A 13,741-nucleotide genomic window follows, 5' to 3' on the forward strand; every position below is an offset into this window, starting at 1 on the left:
AACTTGCCGGCCTTGTCGTACCCTTCCGGAGGAGTCGTGAGCCGTCTGAAGAAGTCCGCCTTCACCCTCGCCGTGGCGTTGGCCGCCGCCGGCTGCTCGGACCCGGTCGACAAGGCGGCCAAGGCACGCATCTTCTCGCCGGAGGACCCGCCCAAGGTGGTGGCGTCCGCGAAGGAAAAGCTGCCCCCCGAGGACGTCGCGGACAACCCCCAGGTGGCGCGCCGCATCCTGGGCATGGACGCCGCCGAGGTGACCGAGCGTCTGGGCCCCCACCGCTACCAGGCGACGCTGGGGTACGAGTGGTCCTCCGAGGCCTCCATCCCCGTGAAGCTCACCGAGACGCGCACCTTCCGTGCCGGCCCGGGCGGGGTCAGCGGGGATTTCCACGGCGTGCTGGAGAACTCCCGGGACCAGGGCCTGGAGGTGATGCGTGTGGGTGGGCAGGTGTTCGCCCGCAACCGGTACGGCCCCTTCCGCCAGCGCCTGCGCGACCGAGGCATGGCCGAGCGCACCCGCGCGGAGCTGACCGGCGCCATCCGCGACTTCGACAGCCTCTTCCAGGGGCGCATCAAGCTGACGCCCGAGGGCACCGTCACCCATGAGGGCCGCACGGCCTGGCGCTACGTGGTGACGCTGGCCCCCGCCACCCAGGCGGACGCATCCCGGCCCCTGCCGCCCATGCCCCAGGCCAAGAAGGGGGGCGCGGACGAGACGACGGTCCGCCGGGCCAACTTCTTCGCCCACCGCCTGCCGCGCTCGCTGGACGGCGAGGTGCTGGTGGATTCCGCCACCTCCGTGGTCCTCAAGGCCCGGCTGGACGGGCGCATGGGCGTGCCCGGGGACAAGACGCCCGAGGCGGCCGAGCTGCGCCTGACGCTAGAGGCCGCCCTCACCGAGGTAGGCAAGGACCCACGGCTCCAGCCGCCCGAGGATTTCCTCCCGGACGCGGACAAGCCCCAGGGCATCGCCGACGCGCTCGACACCTTCGGTATCCAGCGCAAGAAGCCCTCGGACTCGGATTCGGCCAGCCCGGAGGCGGTCCCGGAGCCCGAGGACGAAGAGGGCACCTGACGTGGTTCCGGCGCCCTTTCCGGGCGCCGTTTCCCGGTGAACAGCTGGCCGGGACTCCAGGGTATCCCGGACGGGGGTGGAGGGGGCTGCGCTACATCTCGGCAGCGAGATGTTGGAAGAAAATTTGCGCTGACTCTTGCGTCCTCTACAATCCTCGACGGTTGCGGCCCGGACGCGTCCGACATGCTCGGATGTTCAGCGGGGCTTCACAGCAAGGGAGCGGCGATGGAGCGCAAGGTCGGAAGTAGCACGGTGACGGCCAAGGAGGTCAAAGCGGCGCTGGAGAAGGCGCGTACGCTGTCGGCCGAAGAGGAGAAGGTTCTGCGCATGCGCCACGGTGCTGGCGCTTCCAGCACCCGTGCACCGCTGCCCCGTGCCGCCGGTGACAACCAGGAGCTGGGCGACGAGCTGCTCCTCATCGAGATGCAGCTGATGAAGGCGATGCGCGCTCGCGCGGGTGGCAAGCCCGCGGCCACCGCCAGCAGCAAGCCCGTCGCCGCCACGCGCGCGCGGGATGCCGCCGCCAATCCCACCAAGGACAAGATTGTCCGGGCGCTCCGCAAGAAGAAGTAGTCGTCTCGCGGGTGTCCCCTACCGGTTGAGGATGGCCACGAGGCGCTCCCCGGCCTCGGGCAACGCCAACGGCGTGCCTGACGTCTCCGTGGCCAGTCCTTCCGCATCGTCAGTGCCCCCACGTGCGTACAGCCCCTTCAACCAGGCGGCGGCCGCGGGGTTCCTCCAATAGTCCTCGTTGAACCGCTCCGTGAGGCGCGCGGTGAGCTGGGTCTCCAGGGCCCAGGACCGCAGGTAGTGCGCCACGTACAGCTGCGGGTCCACGTCGTGGAGGAAGAAGCCAGGGTGTGGCTCGACGAAGAGCGCATGGCGCTGCCCGTCGGCGTATTCGTCCGCGCGTTCCGTGGAGGCGCCCCGCTGCGTCAGGGACAGCTCGTAGGTCAGCTTGGCCGCGTGACGCCGCAGCAGCGTGAGGGCCTGGAAGGCGGCCAGTCGCACCGTGTCCCGCGCGGCCACGGTGGGCAGTCCCAGGTATCGCTTGAGCCACTCGGGGGACAGGAGCAGCCGTTCGAAGACGGCGGCGTGGGCCTCCGTCACGGACGCGTCGCCCAGCCGGCGCAACTCCATGGGCAGCGTGTCGGAGACGTGGGCGCGGTGCTGCGCGTGGCCCATCTCATGGAGCAGGCTGGCCAGCCCGTCGATGCCGCCGCGAGGCTGGAGCACCAGGCGGATGTCGTCCGGTACGCGCACCACGGCGACGAAGGGGCGCGGTGACTTGCCGGGCCGGGCCTCGTCGTCGATGCGGATGCGGCCTCCGGCGTTGGGCGTCAGGCCCCACTCGCCCAGCCAGCGCACCACGGCGGGGAAGGCGTCCTCGCGCCGGAAGAGGCCGTCCATCCACGGGGCCTGGAGCGCGGCCTGCAAGTCATGCCTGCGGGCCTCTCCGCCGGGCAATGGACGCAGCAGCGGGTCCACCTTCTTGAGGACGTAGGCGAGCACGTCGCGGTAGGCGTCCTCCGTGCGCGCGAGCAGCTTCGCGGCGGACTCGGCCAGCTTGGCGAAGTCGATGCCGGTGACGTCCTGGCGCAGGGCGGGGTAGTTCTTCGCGCCCAGTTGCTCCGCGGTATTCAGGGCCGCATCGCGCCGGTCGCCGTAACGGGTACGGTTCTGCCAGAGGAACTCGCCGGTTGCGCGCTCCAGCAGGGCGCGGCGGCCCCGGGCGGACTCGTGGTGAATGCGGCCCAGCGCCTCGCCGAAGGAGTAGGTCTGGTCGTCCACCATCAGCCGAGCCTGGGCCTCCAGCGAGGCAATGGCCTCCACGTGACGGGCGGCGAGCGCGTCCTCGACGTGCGAGGCCACCAGCTCACGCACCAGTCGGATGCGGCGGACGGTGAGGGGCTCGTTCTTCGATTGGGCATTGGCGAGCGCCTCGTTGGCGGCGGCGAAGGTGTCCGGAGACGACAGCTCGGGGAAGGCGGCGTGGAGCTGGCTGGGGGAAACATCCAGCGCGAGCCCGGCGCCTTGCCGGTAGTTCAGCGTGGCGAGCTCGGCGAGGAAGTCGTCCAGCCGCGTACGGACGGAGTGCAGGGGACGGTCCATGGGGGCGCGGAAGGTAACAGGAAGCGGGCGGCGCGAAAGGGCGATGCGCGCGTAGAGTGCCGCCGCATGACATCTGCGGTGGACACAGGGATGGGGGGCGGCGTGCCGGAGCACGTGGTGCATGGCGCGGGCTCGTACGCTGAGGCTGTCCGCCCGGTGGGCGAGGTGGCGGCATGAAGCGCCGGACGTTCCGGGTGGAAGGGGCGCTGGTGGGGAAGGCCGTGGCCCGCGCGGTCGCGGATGAATTGGGGCTGCCCGAGCCGGGGGCCCGGGGGCTGGTGGAGGTGGGCGCCGTCTACGTGGCGGGCAAGCGGAGCCGGGATGCGAATGCGCGGCTGACGGCCGGGCAGGTGGTGACGGTGGTGCTGGAGGAGGGCGGGCAGAGCCCTCTATCCGAGGCGCCCCCCGCGCCCGAGCTGCGTGTGCTGTATGAGGACGCGGACGTCATCGCCGTGGACAAGCCGGCCGGTGTGTCCGCGCAGCCCACCGAGGGGCGCGTGGGAGACAGCCTGGTGGACCTGGTGGGGGCGAAGCTGGGACGCCCCGCGGGGTTGGTGCACCGCCTGGACCGGGAGACGTCCGGCGTGACGGTGTTCGGGAAGACGGCGGAGGCCACGTCGGCGCTGGCGGCCGAGTTCCGGGAGGGACGGGCGCGAAAGCGCTACGTCGCGGCCACCGGGCCGGGTTTGCCCCCGTCGGGCACGGTGGACCTGCCGTTGTCCAAGGACCCGTCGCGCCCTGGCCGCTGGCGGGCGACTCGGGCGGCCAATGGCGTGCCCGCGCTGACGGACTTCCACACGCTGTCTTCGGGGCCTGCGTTCTGTGTCGTCGAGCTGCTGCCGCACACGGGCCGCACGCATCAGCTCCGCGCGCACCTGACGGCGCTGGGCGCTCCGATTCTGGGGGACGCGCGCTACGGCGGCGCGGCCCGGGCGGAAGGCGTGGAGGCCGCGCGGTGCTTGCTGCATGCCCAGGCGCTGGAGCTGGGACATCCGCGCACGGGCACGCTGCTGCGCATCGAGGCGCCGGTGCCGGAGGACTTGATGCGGTTCTTCCTGGCCGCCGGCGTCCCGGCGCCCTCGGGAGCCATTCGCGGCGCGGGCTCCAGGGCGGAGTGAGTTCTCACGCCGCGCAGGTGAAGTCGCGGCCCTCCACCCAGCCCCAGCCGATGAGGTCCTCGCGAATCTCCGCGCGGGCCCAGCGGACGCCCACGCACACCAGCAGGTGTCCATCTCCAGGAGCGCCGAGCTCCTGGGGAGAGATGACCGGGATGCCATGGATGTGCGTGCCCACCTTGCGAGGGTGGACCTCCACGTAGCGCCGCACGCGGGCGCCTTCCTGGTGGAGGAAGTACGTCAGCGTCTTGCCGCTCGGGCCCGCGCCCCACACCGTGCAGGGGCGCCCGTCCGCCAGGGGACCGCGGCCTCGTGTCAGGTAGCGGGCCTTCGTCCACATGAAGCGCTTGCGGGCATAGCGCGGGTCCGTGCGCGTCATCCGTCCGTCGCTGTCGCGCCATCGGAGCAATACCTCGGGCAGGTTGCGCAGGGCGAAGCCTTGGTCCAGCAGCTCCAGCCACAGCGCGTAGTCCTCCGGGAAGTCGCCGTCCTTCCAGCCTCCCGCGGCCATCAGGGCGTCCCGGCGCAGGCAGACGGAGGGGTGGCACAGGGGGCTTTCGATGAAGCGCTCCCGGTCGAGTTGCTCGGCGGAGGTCAGCCCGTTGATCCACGTGGCGTAGGTCTGGAGCGAGGGGCTCACGGGGTGGTCATCCCGGAACACCTCCACGGCCGTGCCCACGCCGGCCAGCTTGGGTTCCGCCTCCAGGGTGGTGAGGCTCGCCTCCAGGCGTTGGGGCAAGGCTTCGTCATCCGCGTCCATCCGGGCCACGTAGGGAGAGGTGGCTTCCCCCAGCGCCAGGTTCAGCGCCGCCACCAGGCCTCGGCCCCGGCCGTCAAGGACTTCCACGCGGGAGTCGCTCGCCGCCAGGTCGGTCAGCACTTCGCGCGTACCGTCCGTGGAGCCGTCATCCACCGCGAGCACACGGAGGTCGCGGAAGGTGCCCGTCAAGAGGCTGCGGACGGCGCGGGCCACGGTGGCTTCGGCGTTTCGCGCGGGGAGGAGGACAGTAACAGCCGGAACGGGCATCGTTGTGTGTAGACTGCCGCACCCATGGGTGGCGTGAGAAACGGCAAGAACGCCGGCACGCCGGAGCCCGCAGCGGTCCGACAGGAGGCGCTGCAGCCCGGCGCGTCCGACGTCAAGCCCGCGGAGGATGTCAGCGACGTGGTGGACCGGCACTTCCGGTCCGCGGCCCGGCAGTTGCGAGAGGGCTCCGCCGCGCGCGCGTTCGGAGAGCTTGCGCGCGCCAGCCGGACCCTCCCGATGACGCCGCGCCTGGCCGCCGGGATTGTGCGCATGGCGCTGCTGGCGGGCACCGAGGCGGCGGCCATCACCCTGCTGGAGGTGGCGCCTACGGTGGTCTCCAGCAGGCGCGCGGTCCGGCGTCAGCTCGCGCGGGTACTGCGACGGGTGGACCAACTGCCGCGTGCCGCCGCCGCGCTCGAAGCCCTCCTGGTGGAATGGCCCGAGGACCGGCGTGCCCAGCGCGTGCTCCAGGTGCTGCGTGCGCGCATCGAGGGCAAGGTGTTGCCCGACGCTGGTGCGAGCGCCCCGAAGGTTGATGAGGACGAGCAGGGTGTGCTGGCACAGCTCCCCGCGCGGAAGGAAGGCGCGCAGGCCGCGGCCTCTTGGGAGAACGACGACGGCGTCTACCTCATCGAAACGGTGGTGGGGCCGCCGCTTTCTGCCAGGACGGCCTCGGCGTCGGCTTCCACGGTAGGTGCGACGGAGGCACGTTCGCAGTCGTTGGCGTCGCAGCGCCCGGAGACTGGTGGAGGAGCGCCAGCGGCCGCGTCACCCGAGCGCGGCGCGGAAGGGCTTCAGGCGGAGGTTCCGCCCGTCTCGGAACAACGTGGGCCCGTGTCGAGTTCGGTCCCGCCGCCTGGGCCTGACGTGAGCGCGACGACTTCGTCCAAGGTGGGCGAGGCGCCGCCCGATGCCGATGCGCGTATGCCTCAAATAGCCACGATGGATGCCGAGGCGCCTGTCGCGTCTGTCGTGAGCTCGCTCTCGCACGTGGCGGAGTTGTCCCCCGTGGTGCCTGCCGCGAGCCCGCAGAAGCGCGCGGCGGAGCTGCCTGCAACAGCCCCGTCGCCAGTGGCGCCCCGTACCAAGGGGCGCAAGAGCGCGACGGAACTGCCCGCAGTGACGTCACCCGTGAAGACGCCACCCACTGAATCGCTCAAGACGGTGTTGGAGATGCCGGCGGTGGAGTTGCCAGCGGTGACTCCTCGCGGTGCCTCTGCTCCCGAAGCACCCAGGACCGTCGTGGAAATGCCGGCGGTGGTTGTGCCACCGGGGGGATTTGACTTCGAGGCGCGCAAGACAGAAGTGGAGATGCCCGCCCTGGGGGACGCCGCCGTGCCCCCGTCTTCAGGTGCGGTCAAAACGTTCGTCCCGGGGCGCGCGCCACTGTCCGTGCCTTGGGCCGATGCCCCAGACGACGACGCTGCCGCACCCGCGTCGGTCGCCCGCGAAGTACCGCCGGCACCGCGTCCTGCCAGAGCCACCTTCGACGACGCCGACGAAAGTGAAGTCACTTCGGAGGCACAGCCCTTTCTCGGCGGCGCTGCCGCATCGAGTCCGCCACCGCGCCAGCAGGCTCCTGCCTCCTCGAAGAGCGAGCGACGGAAGCCCCCGCCTCCGTCAGAGGTTCTGCCACCTCCAGCCCCCCCCAGTGCCGCACCCGCGCCGGATGCCCGCTCCGGCACCATGGAGGTGTCGTTGGCGGAGCTGGAGGCCGCGCTCGCCTCGGCTTCTGGCGATGCACCGAACAAGAAAGGCCGCGCTTTCGAGGCGAGCGCGGGGCTTCCTGGAGAAGACACCGAGGAGCTGACCCGCTCGCAGAAGGTCGAGGCCCAGCTCATCGCTCGACGGGCCTGGGCCGAACTGGCTCAGCTCTACCTCAAGCGGGCGGACCGGGCGAAGGACGCGTCCCTGCGCGCCGATGCGTTGGCGCGTCTCGCGGAGCTGATGGAGAACGAGCTCCACGACCCCGCGGGCGCCGCGCGCATGTACCGGGAAATCGTGGAGCTGACGGGGGACCGCGCCGCGCTTCGAGATCAGGTGCGGTTGCTCGCCGCGAGAGGGGACGCGTCCCTTGTGCGCCGTGCGTTGGACGAGGCCATCCGGCGCGCGCCCGCTGGCCGCGCACGCGCGGGGGCTCTGCTCACGCGGGGCGAGCGCTGGCTCCACATGGGCGAGCTGAAGAAGGCTCGCGCGGACTTCGAGGCGGCGGAGTCCTCCTCGCCAGGCCTGCTTCCCGTGCTCGCGGGGATGCTCTGCTGCGTGTCGGACGCGGAACGGCCCGCCATCGCGGAACGGCTCCGGGTGGCACTGGCGGGGGCACCTCGCCGCGCGCCGGACCGTGTGGAGGCGCTGCGCGTCCTGGCCCAGGTCGCGGAGGAGTCGCTGAGCGATTTGCGGCTCGCGCAGTGGGCCTGGAGTGAGGTGCTCACGGAGAGTCCCGACAGTGAGCAGGCACGCGTACAGCTCACGATACTGACGCGAAAGCTCGGCGACACGACGGTGCTCAGCCGGCTTCTGCGTGCTCAGCTCGCCCGCGAATCCCGAGGGCCCGCCGCGCGTCAGGCCCGGCTGGAGCTGGTCGCCACGTTGGATGCCCAGGGCGACGCCGATGCCGCGCTCGATGAGTTGCGTCAGGCCGTGCGCTACGAGCCGGGCCACAAGGAAGCGTGGCTGATGCTCGTGGAGCGTCTCCTCGAACGCGACCACCTGGGCGAGGCGGCTTGGGCCCTGGAGCACGCGGCCACCGCCATGGACGACGAGGCGGAGCGGGAGCGCACCTGGGACCGGCTCGCGCGTCTGTGGCGCGAGGTGATGGGCAATCCCGAGCGCGCGCAAGTCTACGCCCGTCGGGCGGAGGGAATCCGGCAGGCACGAGCAGAGCGTGAAGTGCCGCCTCCCGAGCCGCCGCGCTCCGCGGTCCCTCGCCGTGAGTCGAGCGGCCCCCGTGCGCCACTCATCGCGGCGCCCCCGGTGCTGACGCAAGCATCCGCGAACCTCCAGAGCCTGGCCAAGGAGGAGACGCCCACCACGGACATCGGGGTTGCCCCATCCGCGCCCGAAAGCGTGGTGCCGGCCCGCGATGAAGCTGGGAGAGATTCTCCGGGCGCCGCGGTGGAGCAGGGCCGCAAGGCCTCGCCGGAGCCCGTTTCTTCGAAGCGGAAGGGGAAGCGGGAGGCCCGTTCCGACCGCGAGGCCCTGTCTGGAATGGACGCCGGGGCGCAAGGCGAGCGGTCCACGGAAGCGCCAGTGCGAGGTGAGTCGCGTGCGCTGGCCGCGGATGCACCGCTTCCCAAGGGCGCGGCGCGCACTGCCGCAGCTCCCGTGCGAGGGGAGGGACGTTCCGCGGCCTCACCCGCGCGGGGGTCCCCCGCTTTGGCGGATGCTTCCTCGGCTCCCCAGCCCAAGGCGGCGGCCCGCGCCGCTGTGGCCCCGGCGGATGCTTCCGCTGCGCCTCAGCCCAGGGGTGACGCTCGCGCCGCTGCAACCTCCGCTGACGTGCTTCCCAAGGGCGAGGCACGCGCCACCGTCTCGCCAGCGCAAGGTGAACCGCGCGTTCCAGTGGAAGCCTTCGCCGCATCGCCACCCAAGGCAGAAGCACGTGCGCCCGCGTCGTCCCCCAGGGGCGAGGCCCGTAACCCGCCTTCATCCCCGGGCAACACAGCGGCCCCGCAGCCACGCGCTCCCGCTGAGTCCGCGGACGCCGCCGTCTCCCCCAAGGCGCCGGTTGCTCAACGCTCCCCCGCGTCCTCGCGCGGAGACAAGGCCGCGCCACGCGCCGCCGCGTCTGGAAGCGAAGCGGAGCAAGGGCCCGCCTCTCGCGACGCGGAGGCCCGAGCACGTCGTCCACGGGCCACCGACCTCATCACGGGCGAGGTCGTGGACCTCGGTGACGCTCCCGTTCCGGAGACCCGCGTCATCTCCTGGGAAGCGCCACCCGGCCGGATGGACCCGGTGCGCCGCGTCGTCCGCGCGCGTCCGGAGGGCACGGTTTCCGCCCCGGCGCCGGGCCGCACGTTCATCGCGAAGCCTCCCGCGGCGCCCGAGCCTCCTCGGCCTGTCCCCGGCGTCATGGACCCGCGCGAATCACCCGCGCCCGCCTATGCGCCATCACCGGACACCGAGCCCGATGCCTTCCGGCACATCCGCGAGCGCCCGCTCGACGCGCAGCCCTATCGGCTCCTCGCCGAGTACTTCGACCAGCGAGGAGACCCGGCGCGTGCCTCGCTCATGCGAGAAATCGCCGACGCGCTCGACGGGCTCGAAACTCCCGCGCCGCGCGGCCAGCGTCCACCGCTGACCTCCGACGAGCGCGCCGGCCTGCGTCACCCCGGTCTGCGCACGCCCTCGGGCGAGCTGCTGGCCTGCACCGGAATCGCGCTCTGCCGCCTGTTCCCAGCGGAGGGCCGCGCCGCTGGTTCCTCGGAGCTGCTGCGCGCCACCGCGGGCCCCTGTGCGCCCGCCGTGCTCGACGCGCTGCACACCGCCGCGCGGATGCTGGACGTCCACCTGCCCGAGCTCGTGCTCGCCGAGGACGACGGCCCGCCCTTCACCGCCGTGCACGCGGGCCATCCGCGCCTCCTCGTGGGCCGGCTCCTGCTGCGTGAGCCCATGCCGCTCCCGGAGCTGCGCTTCCACGTGGGCCGCGCCTTGCTGTCCCTGTCGCCGGACCTGCTCGCGCTCCGGGCCCTCAAGGGGGGCCAGCTCCTCCGCGCCCTGGCGCTGCTGGCCACCGTGCTGAAGGACCCGCGTGCCTCCGGAGCCGAGGCCCGCGTGGTGCGCGAGTCCCTCTCGCCGCGCGCCCTGGAGCGCGCCATGGCCTTGCTGGAGCCCGGCACCCAGAACTTCAAGGCTTCGGCGCTCGCAGATGCCGCGCGGGATTCCGCCAACCGCGCGGGCCTGGTGGCCTGCGGAAGCATTGGCCCCGCGCTGTCCGTCCTGCGGACCCGCCGGGGCAACGAGGCGGAGCTGGTGGAGCTGCTGCGCTTCGCCGCGTCGGAGCGCTACCTGCCGCTCCGGGCGCCGCGCTGACTCAGTTCGTGTTCAGCTTGATGGTGAGCGCCAGCATGCGCCCCTTGGGGCCGCCCAGGTCGTGGCGGTAGCCGAAGTCCAGGCCGCCTCCGCCCTCGGACATGAAGCCGAGCCCCGTGCTGATTTGCGACGTCCGCGTGAAGCCGTCGTAGGAGTAGCCCGCGCGCACCGGGAACAGCTCGCCCAGGATGTACTCCAGACCGCCGTGGTACGTGAACGTCTTGGTGTCGTTCGTCGTGAAGTCCGCGCGCACGTCGCCTGCGAGCGTCAGCAGCCCCGTCATCACCCCGACGTGCGCCGAGTAGTAGCGCGTCAGCTCCTCATTGCCAGTGTCCACGATGTTGTGCGCGGAGAAGCCCGCCATCAGTGACGGCGATAGCCGGAGTATCAGGCCCGCGTCGCCGGTGACGGAGTTGGCGAACCGCGACTGGCCGCTCATGCGCAGATAACGCACCGTGGCGCCGAGCATGAGCGCCTGACTGATGGGCAGTCCCACGCCCATCGAGCTGAGGTGGGCGCTGGCACGCGCGCCGCCGCGCCCCACGCTCACCCAGTGGTAGTCCACGCCCATCCCCAGGCGGCTCGTGGCGGCGTCGATGACGGAGACGCCCAGCAACCCTTCCTTCTGCCGCGTATCCCACGCGCCGGTGCCTTCAACCCGGTAGGACGGGTAGAGGACCATCGCCGCTGGATTGCCCATGATGGCATCCGTGCCCAGCCCCAGGGCCCGGTAGGCGCCGCCCATGCCATAGGCGCGTGCGCTCATGACATCGCGAAGGTCCTCGGCGGGCTGCGCCAGAGCGGTAGTGGACACACAAAGGGCAATCAGCACCAGGGCGCGGAGCAACATGACAAGTCCATCCTATCCGGCTTGATGGGGTCAGGGGCCATCAATAGATTCCCAGCCCTCATGGCCTCCAAAACCTCGAAGGTAGAGCCCCTCATCCGCAAGTGTGTCATCCCGGCAGCCGGCTTGGGCACGCGCTTCCTGCCGGCGACCAAGGCGGTTCCCAAGGAGATGCTGCCTATCGTCGATACTCCGACGCTCCAGTACATCGTGGAAGAGGCGGTATCCGCAGGCATCGAGGATGTCGTCCTCATCAATGGCCGCGGCAAGAGCGCCATCGAGGACCACTTCGACATCGGCTTCGAGCTGGAGACGACGCTGCGTGCGCGCGGCAAGGAGTCCGAGGCCGACAAGCTGCGCGCCATCGCGGACCTCGTGCGCGTCGTCAGCATCCGTCAGAAGGAGCCCAAGGGACTGGGCCACGCGGTGCTGTGCGCCAAGAGCGTCATCGGCGACGAGCCCTTCGGCGTGTTGCTGGGCGACGACATGATTGACGCCGAGGAGCCGGGAATCCGCCAGCTCGCTCGCGTGTACCGCCAGTACAACCAGGCGGTCATCGCGCTCATGGAAGTGCCGGAGAGTGAGACGCACATGTACGGCATCGCCGCGGGCACGGACCTGGGTGATGGCGTCATGCGCATCGACCGCATCGTGGAGAAGCCGAAGAAGGGCACCGCGCCCTCCAACCTCGCCGTCATCGGCCGCTACGTGCTGCCGCCCGACATCTTCCCCATCCTGGAGAACCAGACGCCGGGTGTGGGCGGCGAAATCCAGCTCACCGACGGCCTGGCCACGCTCCAGCAGTCGAAGGGGCTGCTCGGCTACCGCTTCAAGGGTCAGCGCTATGACGCGGGCGACAAGGTGGGGTACCTGAAGGCCAACATCGCCTACGCGCTCAAGCGTCCGGACCTGCGTGCCGGGCTGCTCGAGTACATGCGTGAAGTCGTGAAGACGGAGAAGCCGTGAAGCGCACCGTTGCACTCCTCGCTGTCCTGGTCTCCTTCGCCGCGGCGGCCTACGTGCTGCCCGGCAGCTCCATCATCCGCCGCATGTCGGCGGAGCGCGCCGAGCTGAGGCTGTCCACGTTGCGCGTGGAAGGCTCCCTCAGCTTCGGAGGCCCGGCCGTCAAGGAGGCCGGCGCCGCGCTGGGGACGCCCACGGACCGCCCGGAGGTGCAGGGTGACGGCGTGCTGTCCATCCGCGTTCCCGGCCGCTGCCGCTTCGAGGCCTCCGTGCCCGACGGCAACGCCCAGTCCGCGGTGGTCCAGTCGGGTGGCCGCCGTCGCGTGCAGGGGACCGAGATTCCCTCCATGTCGGCGCTCGTCTCGCAGGTGTGCCCGCTGCTCGCCACGGGCAGCGGCAACGTGCAGGAGCTGAAGGAGGCGGTGATTCGCCACCTCCAGAACCTGGGCATCGAGACGGGGCGCACCGGACTGGCACGCTTCGGCGGCGAGGTGGCCTACGTCATCGGCGACATGGCCGAGGGCCGCCCGCAGTTCTGGGTCTACAAGGACTCCTTCCGTCCGGCCCGGTTGCGTTACTCGGACGCGTCGGGGACGGCTTGGGATGTCCGCTTCCTGGACTACAACTCGCCCGCCACGGGGGAGTGGCTGCCCCGCACCATCGAGGTGTGGCGCGGCGGTCAGCGCAACCTGCGCTTCACCGCCTTGAAGGGGGACAACCGGGCCAACCTGCCCGACTCGCTCTTCACCCTGTAGTCAACGTCGGCACTTTCCTGAAGTCCTTGCGGCGCTGGCGGCGGCCATGAAGAGTCTGGCCCCGCCTGGCCGGGACTTTCCCCGGCCCGCCACGCAGAGGAATGTCCCATGAAGGTGTACGGCCTCCCGATGAGCACTGCCACGCGTTCGGTCCTCACCACCCTGGCGGAGAAGGGCCAGGAGGCGGAGCTCGTCCTCGTCGACCTCACGAAGGGGAGCAGAAGAGCCCCGCGCACATGGAGCGCCACCCCTTCGGCGTCATCCCCGCCTTCGAGGATGATGACGGCTTCCGGCTCTACGAGTCGCGCGCCATCATCCGCTATCTGGACCGCAAGCTGCCGGGGACCTCGCTGACGCCGTCCGACGTGCATGCGTACGCGCGCATGGAGCAGTTCATCAGCGTGGAGCAGTGTTACTTCTCGCCCTCCGCGATGAAGGTCATCTGGGAGCGCCTCTTCAAGAAGTTGATGGGCGGCGGCGCGCCGGACGAGGCGCGCATCAGCGACGGCCTGCAGGGCGTCGAGCGCGTCTTCGGCATCATTGAGCCGGTGCTGGGCAAGCAGCAGTACCTGGCGGGAGACGGCTTCTCGCTCGCCGAGGTGACGTGGATGCCCTACATGGACTTCTTCGTCGCCGCGGGCGGCGCGGAGCTCGTCGGCAAGTACCCGAACGTGGCGGCCTGGTGGGAGCGCGTCCGGAGCCGTCCTTCGTGGAAGAAGGTCACCGGGGCCTGAGCCCCAAAGTGGCCTGCTGACACCCCCGGGTTTCCGTCCCACGGCGGGACCCGGCGGGGAATGTCAGACCCTTCGCGCACTGTGGA

Annotated in this window: 10 protein-coding genes; 7 read left to right on the forward strand and 3 right to left on the reverse strand. The window is 71.2% G+C overall.

The features are described 5' to 3' along the window. Positions 1-36 precede the first annotated feature (36 nt). Positions 37-1,071: a hypothetical protein gene (locus OZ403_RS07005; protein ID WP_268783754.1), complete on the forward strand. Its 1,035-nt coding sequence runs from the start codon at positions 37-39 to the stop codon at positions 1,069-1,071. Between the two features lie 225 nt (positions 1,072-1,296). Beyond that, complete coding sequence (locus tag OZ403_RS07010) at positions 1,297-1,644, forward strand: hypothetical protein (protein ID WP_020477748.1); 348 nt, start codon at positions 1,297-1,299, stop codon at positions 1,642-1,644. A gap of 18 nt (positions 1,645-1,662) precedes the next feature. Here the strand turns inward: OZ403_RS07010 and OZ403_RS07015 are convergent, their stop codons facing one another. Next, positions 1,663-3,183 carry a peptidase M3 gene (locus OZ403_RS07015; RefSeq protein WP_268783755.1) on the reverse strand — a complete coding sequence of 507 codons (1,521 nt, stop codon included), beginning with the start codon at positions 3,181-3,183 and terminating at the stop codon, positions 1,663-1,665. A 173-nt stretch (positions 3,184-3,356) separates the two neighbouring features. Here OZ403_RS07015 and OZ403_RS07020 point away from each other — a divergent pair, with 173 nt between their 5' ends. After that, positions 3,357-4,301, forward strand: a complete 945-nt coding sequence (locus tag OZ403_RS07020) for an RluA family pseudouridine synthase (protein ID WP_268783756.1) — start codon at positions 3,357-3,359, stop codon at positions 4,299-4,301. Between the two features lie 4 nt (positions 4,302-4,305). On the opposite strand, the gene OZ403_RS07025 is transcribed toward OZ403_RS07020, so the two are convergent. Then, positions 4,306-5,325, reverse strand: a complete 1,020-nt coding sequence (locus OZ403_RS07025; RefSeq protein ID WP_140788455.1) for a glycosyltransferase family 2 protein — start codon at positions 5,323-5,325, stop codon at positions 4,306-4,308. Positions 5,326-5,349: 24 nt separating this feature from the next. On the opposite strand from OZ403_RS07025, the gene OZ403_RS07030 reads away from it, so the two are divergent. After that, positions 5,350-10,356, forward strand: a complete 5,007-nt coding sequence (locus OZ403_RS07030; protein WP_268783757.1) for a hypothetical protein — start codon at positions 5,350-5,352, stop codon at positions 10,354-10,356. A gap of 1 nt (position 10,357) precedes the next feature. Here OZ403_RS07030 and OZ403_RS07035 read toward each other — a convergent pair whose 3' ends face one another. Further along, entirely contained in the window at positions 10,358-11,206 is an 849-nt protein-coding gene (locus OZ403_RS07035; protein WP_140788459.1) for a hypothetical protein, read from the reverse strand. 60 nt (positions 11,207-11,266) lie between these two features. Between OZ403_RS07035 and galU the strand changes: the two genes are divergently transcribed. The 3 genes from galU (at position 11,267) to OZ403_RS07050 (ending at position 13,655) form a co-directional block, all read left to right on the forward strand. Further along, the gene (gene galU / locus OZ403_RS07040; protein ID WP_140788461.1) at positions 11,267-12,169 is read left to right on the forward strand and encodes a UTP--glucose-1-phosphate uridylyltransferase GalU; all 903 of its coding nucleotides are present in this window, start codon (positions 11,267-11,269) and stop codon (positions 12,167-12,169) included. Further along, the gene (locus OZ403_RS07045) at positions 12,166-12,921 is read left to right on the forward strand and encodes a hypothetical protein (protein WP_268783758.1); all 756 of its coding nucleotides are present in this window, start codon (positions 12,166-12,168) and stop codon (positions 12,919-12,921) included. The genes galU and OZ403_RS07045 overlap by 4 nt, the downstream gene beginning before the upstream one ends. Positions 12,922-13,157: 236 nt before the next feature. Continuing rightward, positions 13,158-13,655: a glutathione S-transferase family protein gene (locus tag OZ403_RS07050; protein ID WP_328285506.1), complete on the forward strand. Its 498-nt coding sequence runs from the start codon at positions 13,158-13,160 to the stop codon at positions 13,653-13,655. Positions 13,656-13,741 lie beyond the last annotated feature (86 nt).

This window comes from Myxococcus sp. NMCA1 (assembly GCF_026810205.1).
GTDB classification, from domain to species: Bacteria; Myxococcota; Myxococcia; order Myxococcales; family Myxococcaceae; genus Myxococcus; species Myxococcus xanthus_A.

Bases quoted from the DNA above. Each gene is read 5' to 3' on its own strand.
- OZ403_RS07010 (WP_020477748.1), top strand. From the start codon at position 1,297: ATGGAGCGCAAGGTCGGAAGTAGCACGGTGACGGCCAAGGAGGTCAAA.
- OZ403_RS07015 (WP_268783755.1), bottom strand. From the start codon at position 3,183: ATGGACCGTCCCCTGCACTCCGTCCGTACGCGGCTGGACGACTTCCTC.
- OZ403_RS07020 (WP_268783756.1), top strand. From the start codon at position 3,357: ATGAAGCGCCGGACGTTCCGGGTGGAAGGGGCGCTGGTGGGGAAGGCC.
- OZ403_RS07025 (WP_140788455.1), bottom strand. From the start codon at position 5,325: ATGCCCGTTCCGGCTGTTACTGTCCTCCTCCCCGCGCGAAACGCCGAA.
- OZ403_RS07030 (WP_268783757.1), top strand. From the start codon at position 5,350: ATGGGTGGCGTGAGAAACGGCAAGAACGCCGGCACGCCGGAGCCCGCA.
- OZ403_RS07035 (WP_140788459.1), bottom strand. From the start codon at position 11,206: ATGTTGCTCCGCGCCCTGGTGCTGATTGCCCTTTGTGTGTCCACTACC.
- galU (WP_140788461.1), top strand. From the start codon at position 11,267: ATGGCCTCCAAAACCTCGAAGGTAGAGCCCCTCATCCGCAAGTGTGTC.
- OZ403_RS07050 (WP_328285506.1), top strand. From the start codon at position 13,158: ATGGAGCGCCACCCCTTCGGCGTCATCCCCGCCTTCGAGGATGATGAC.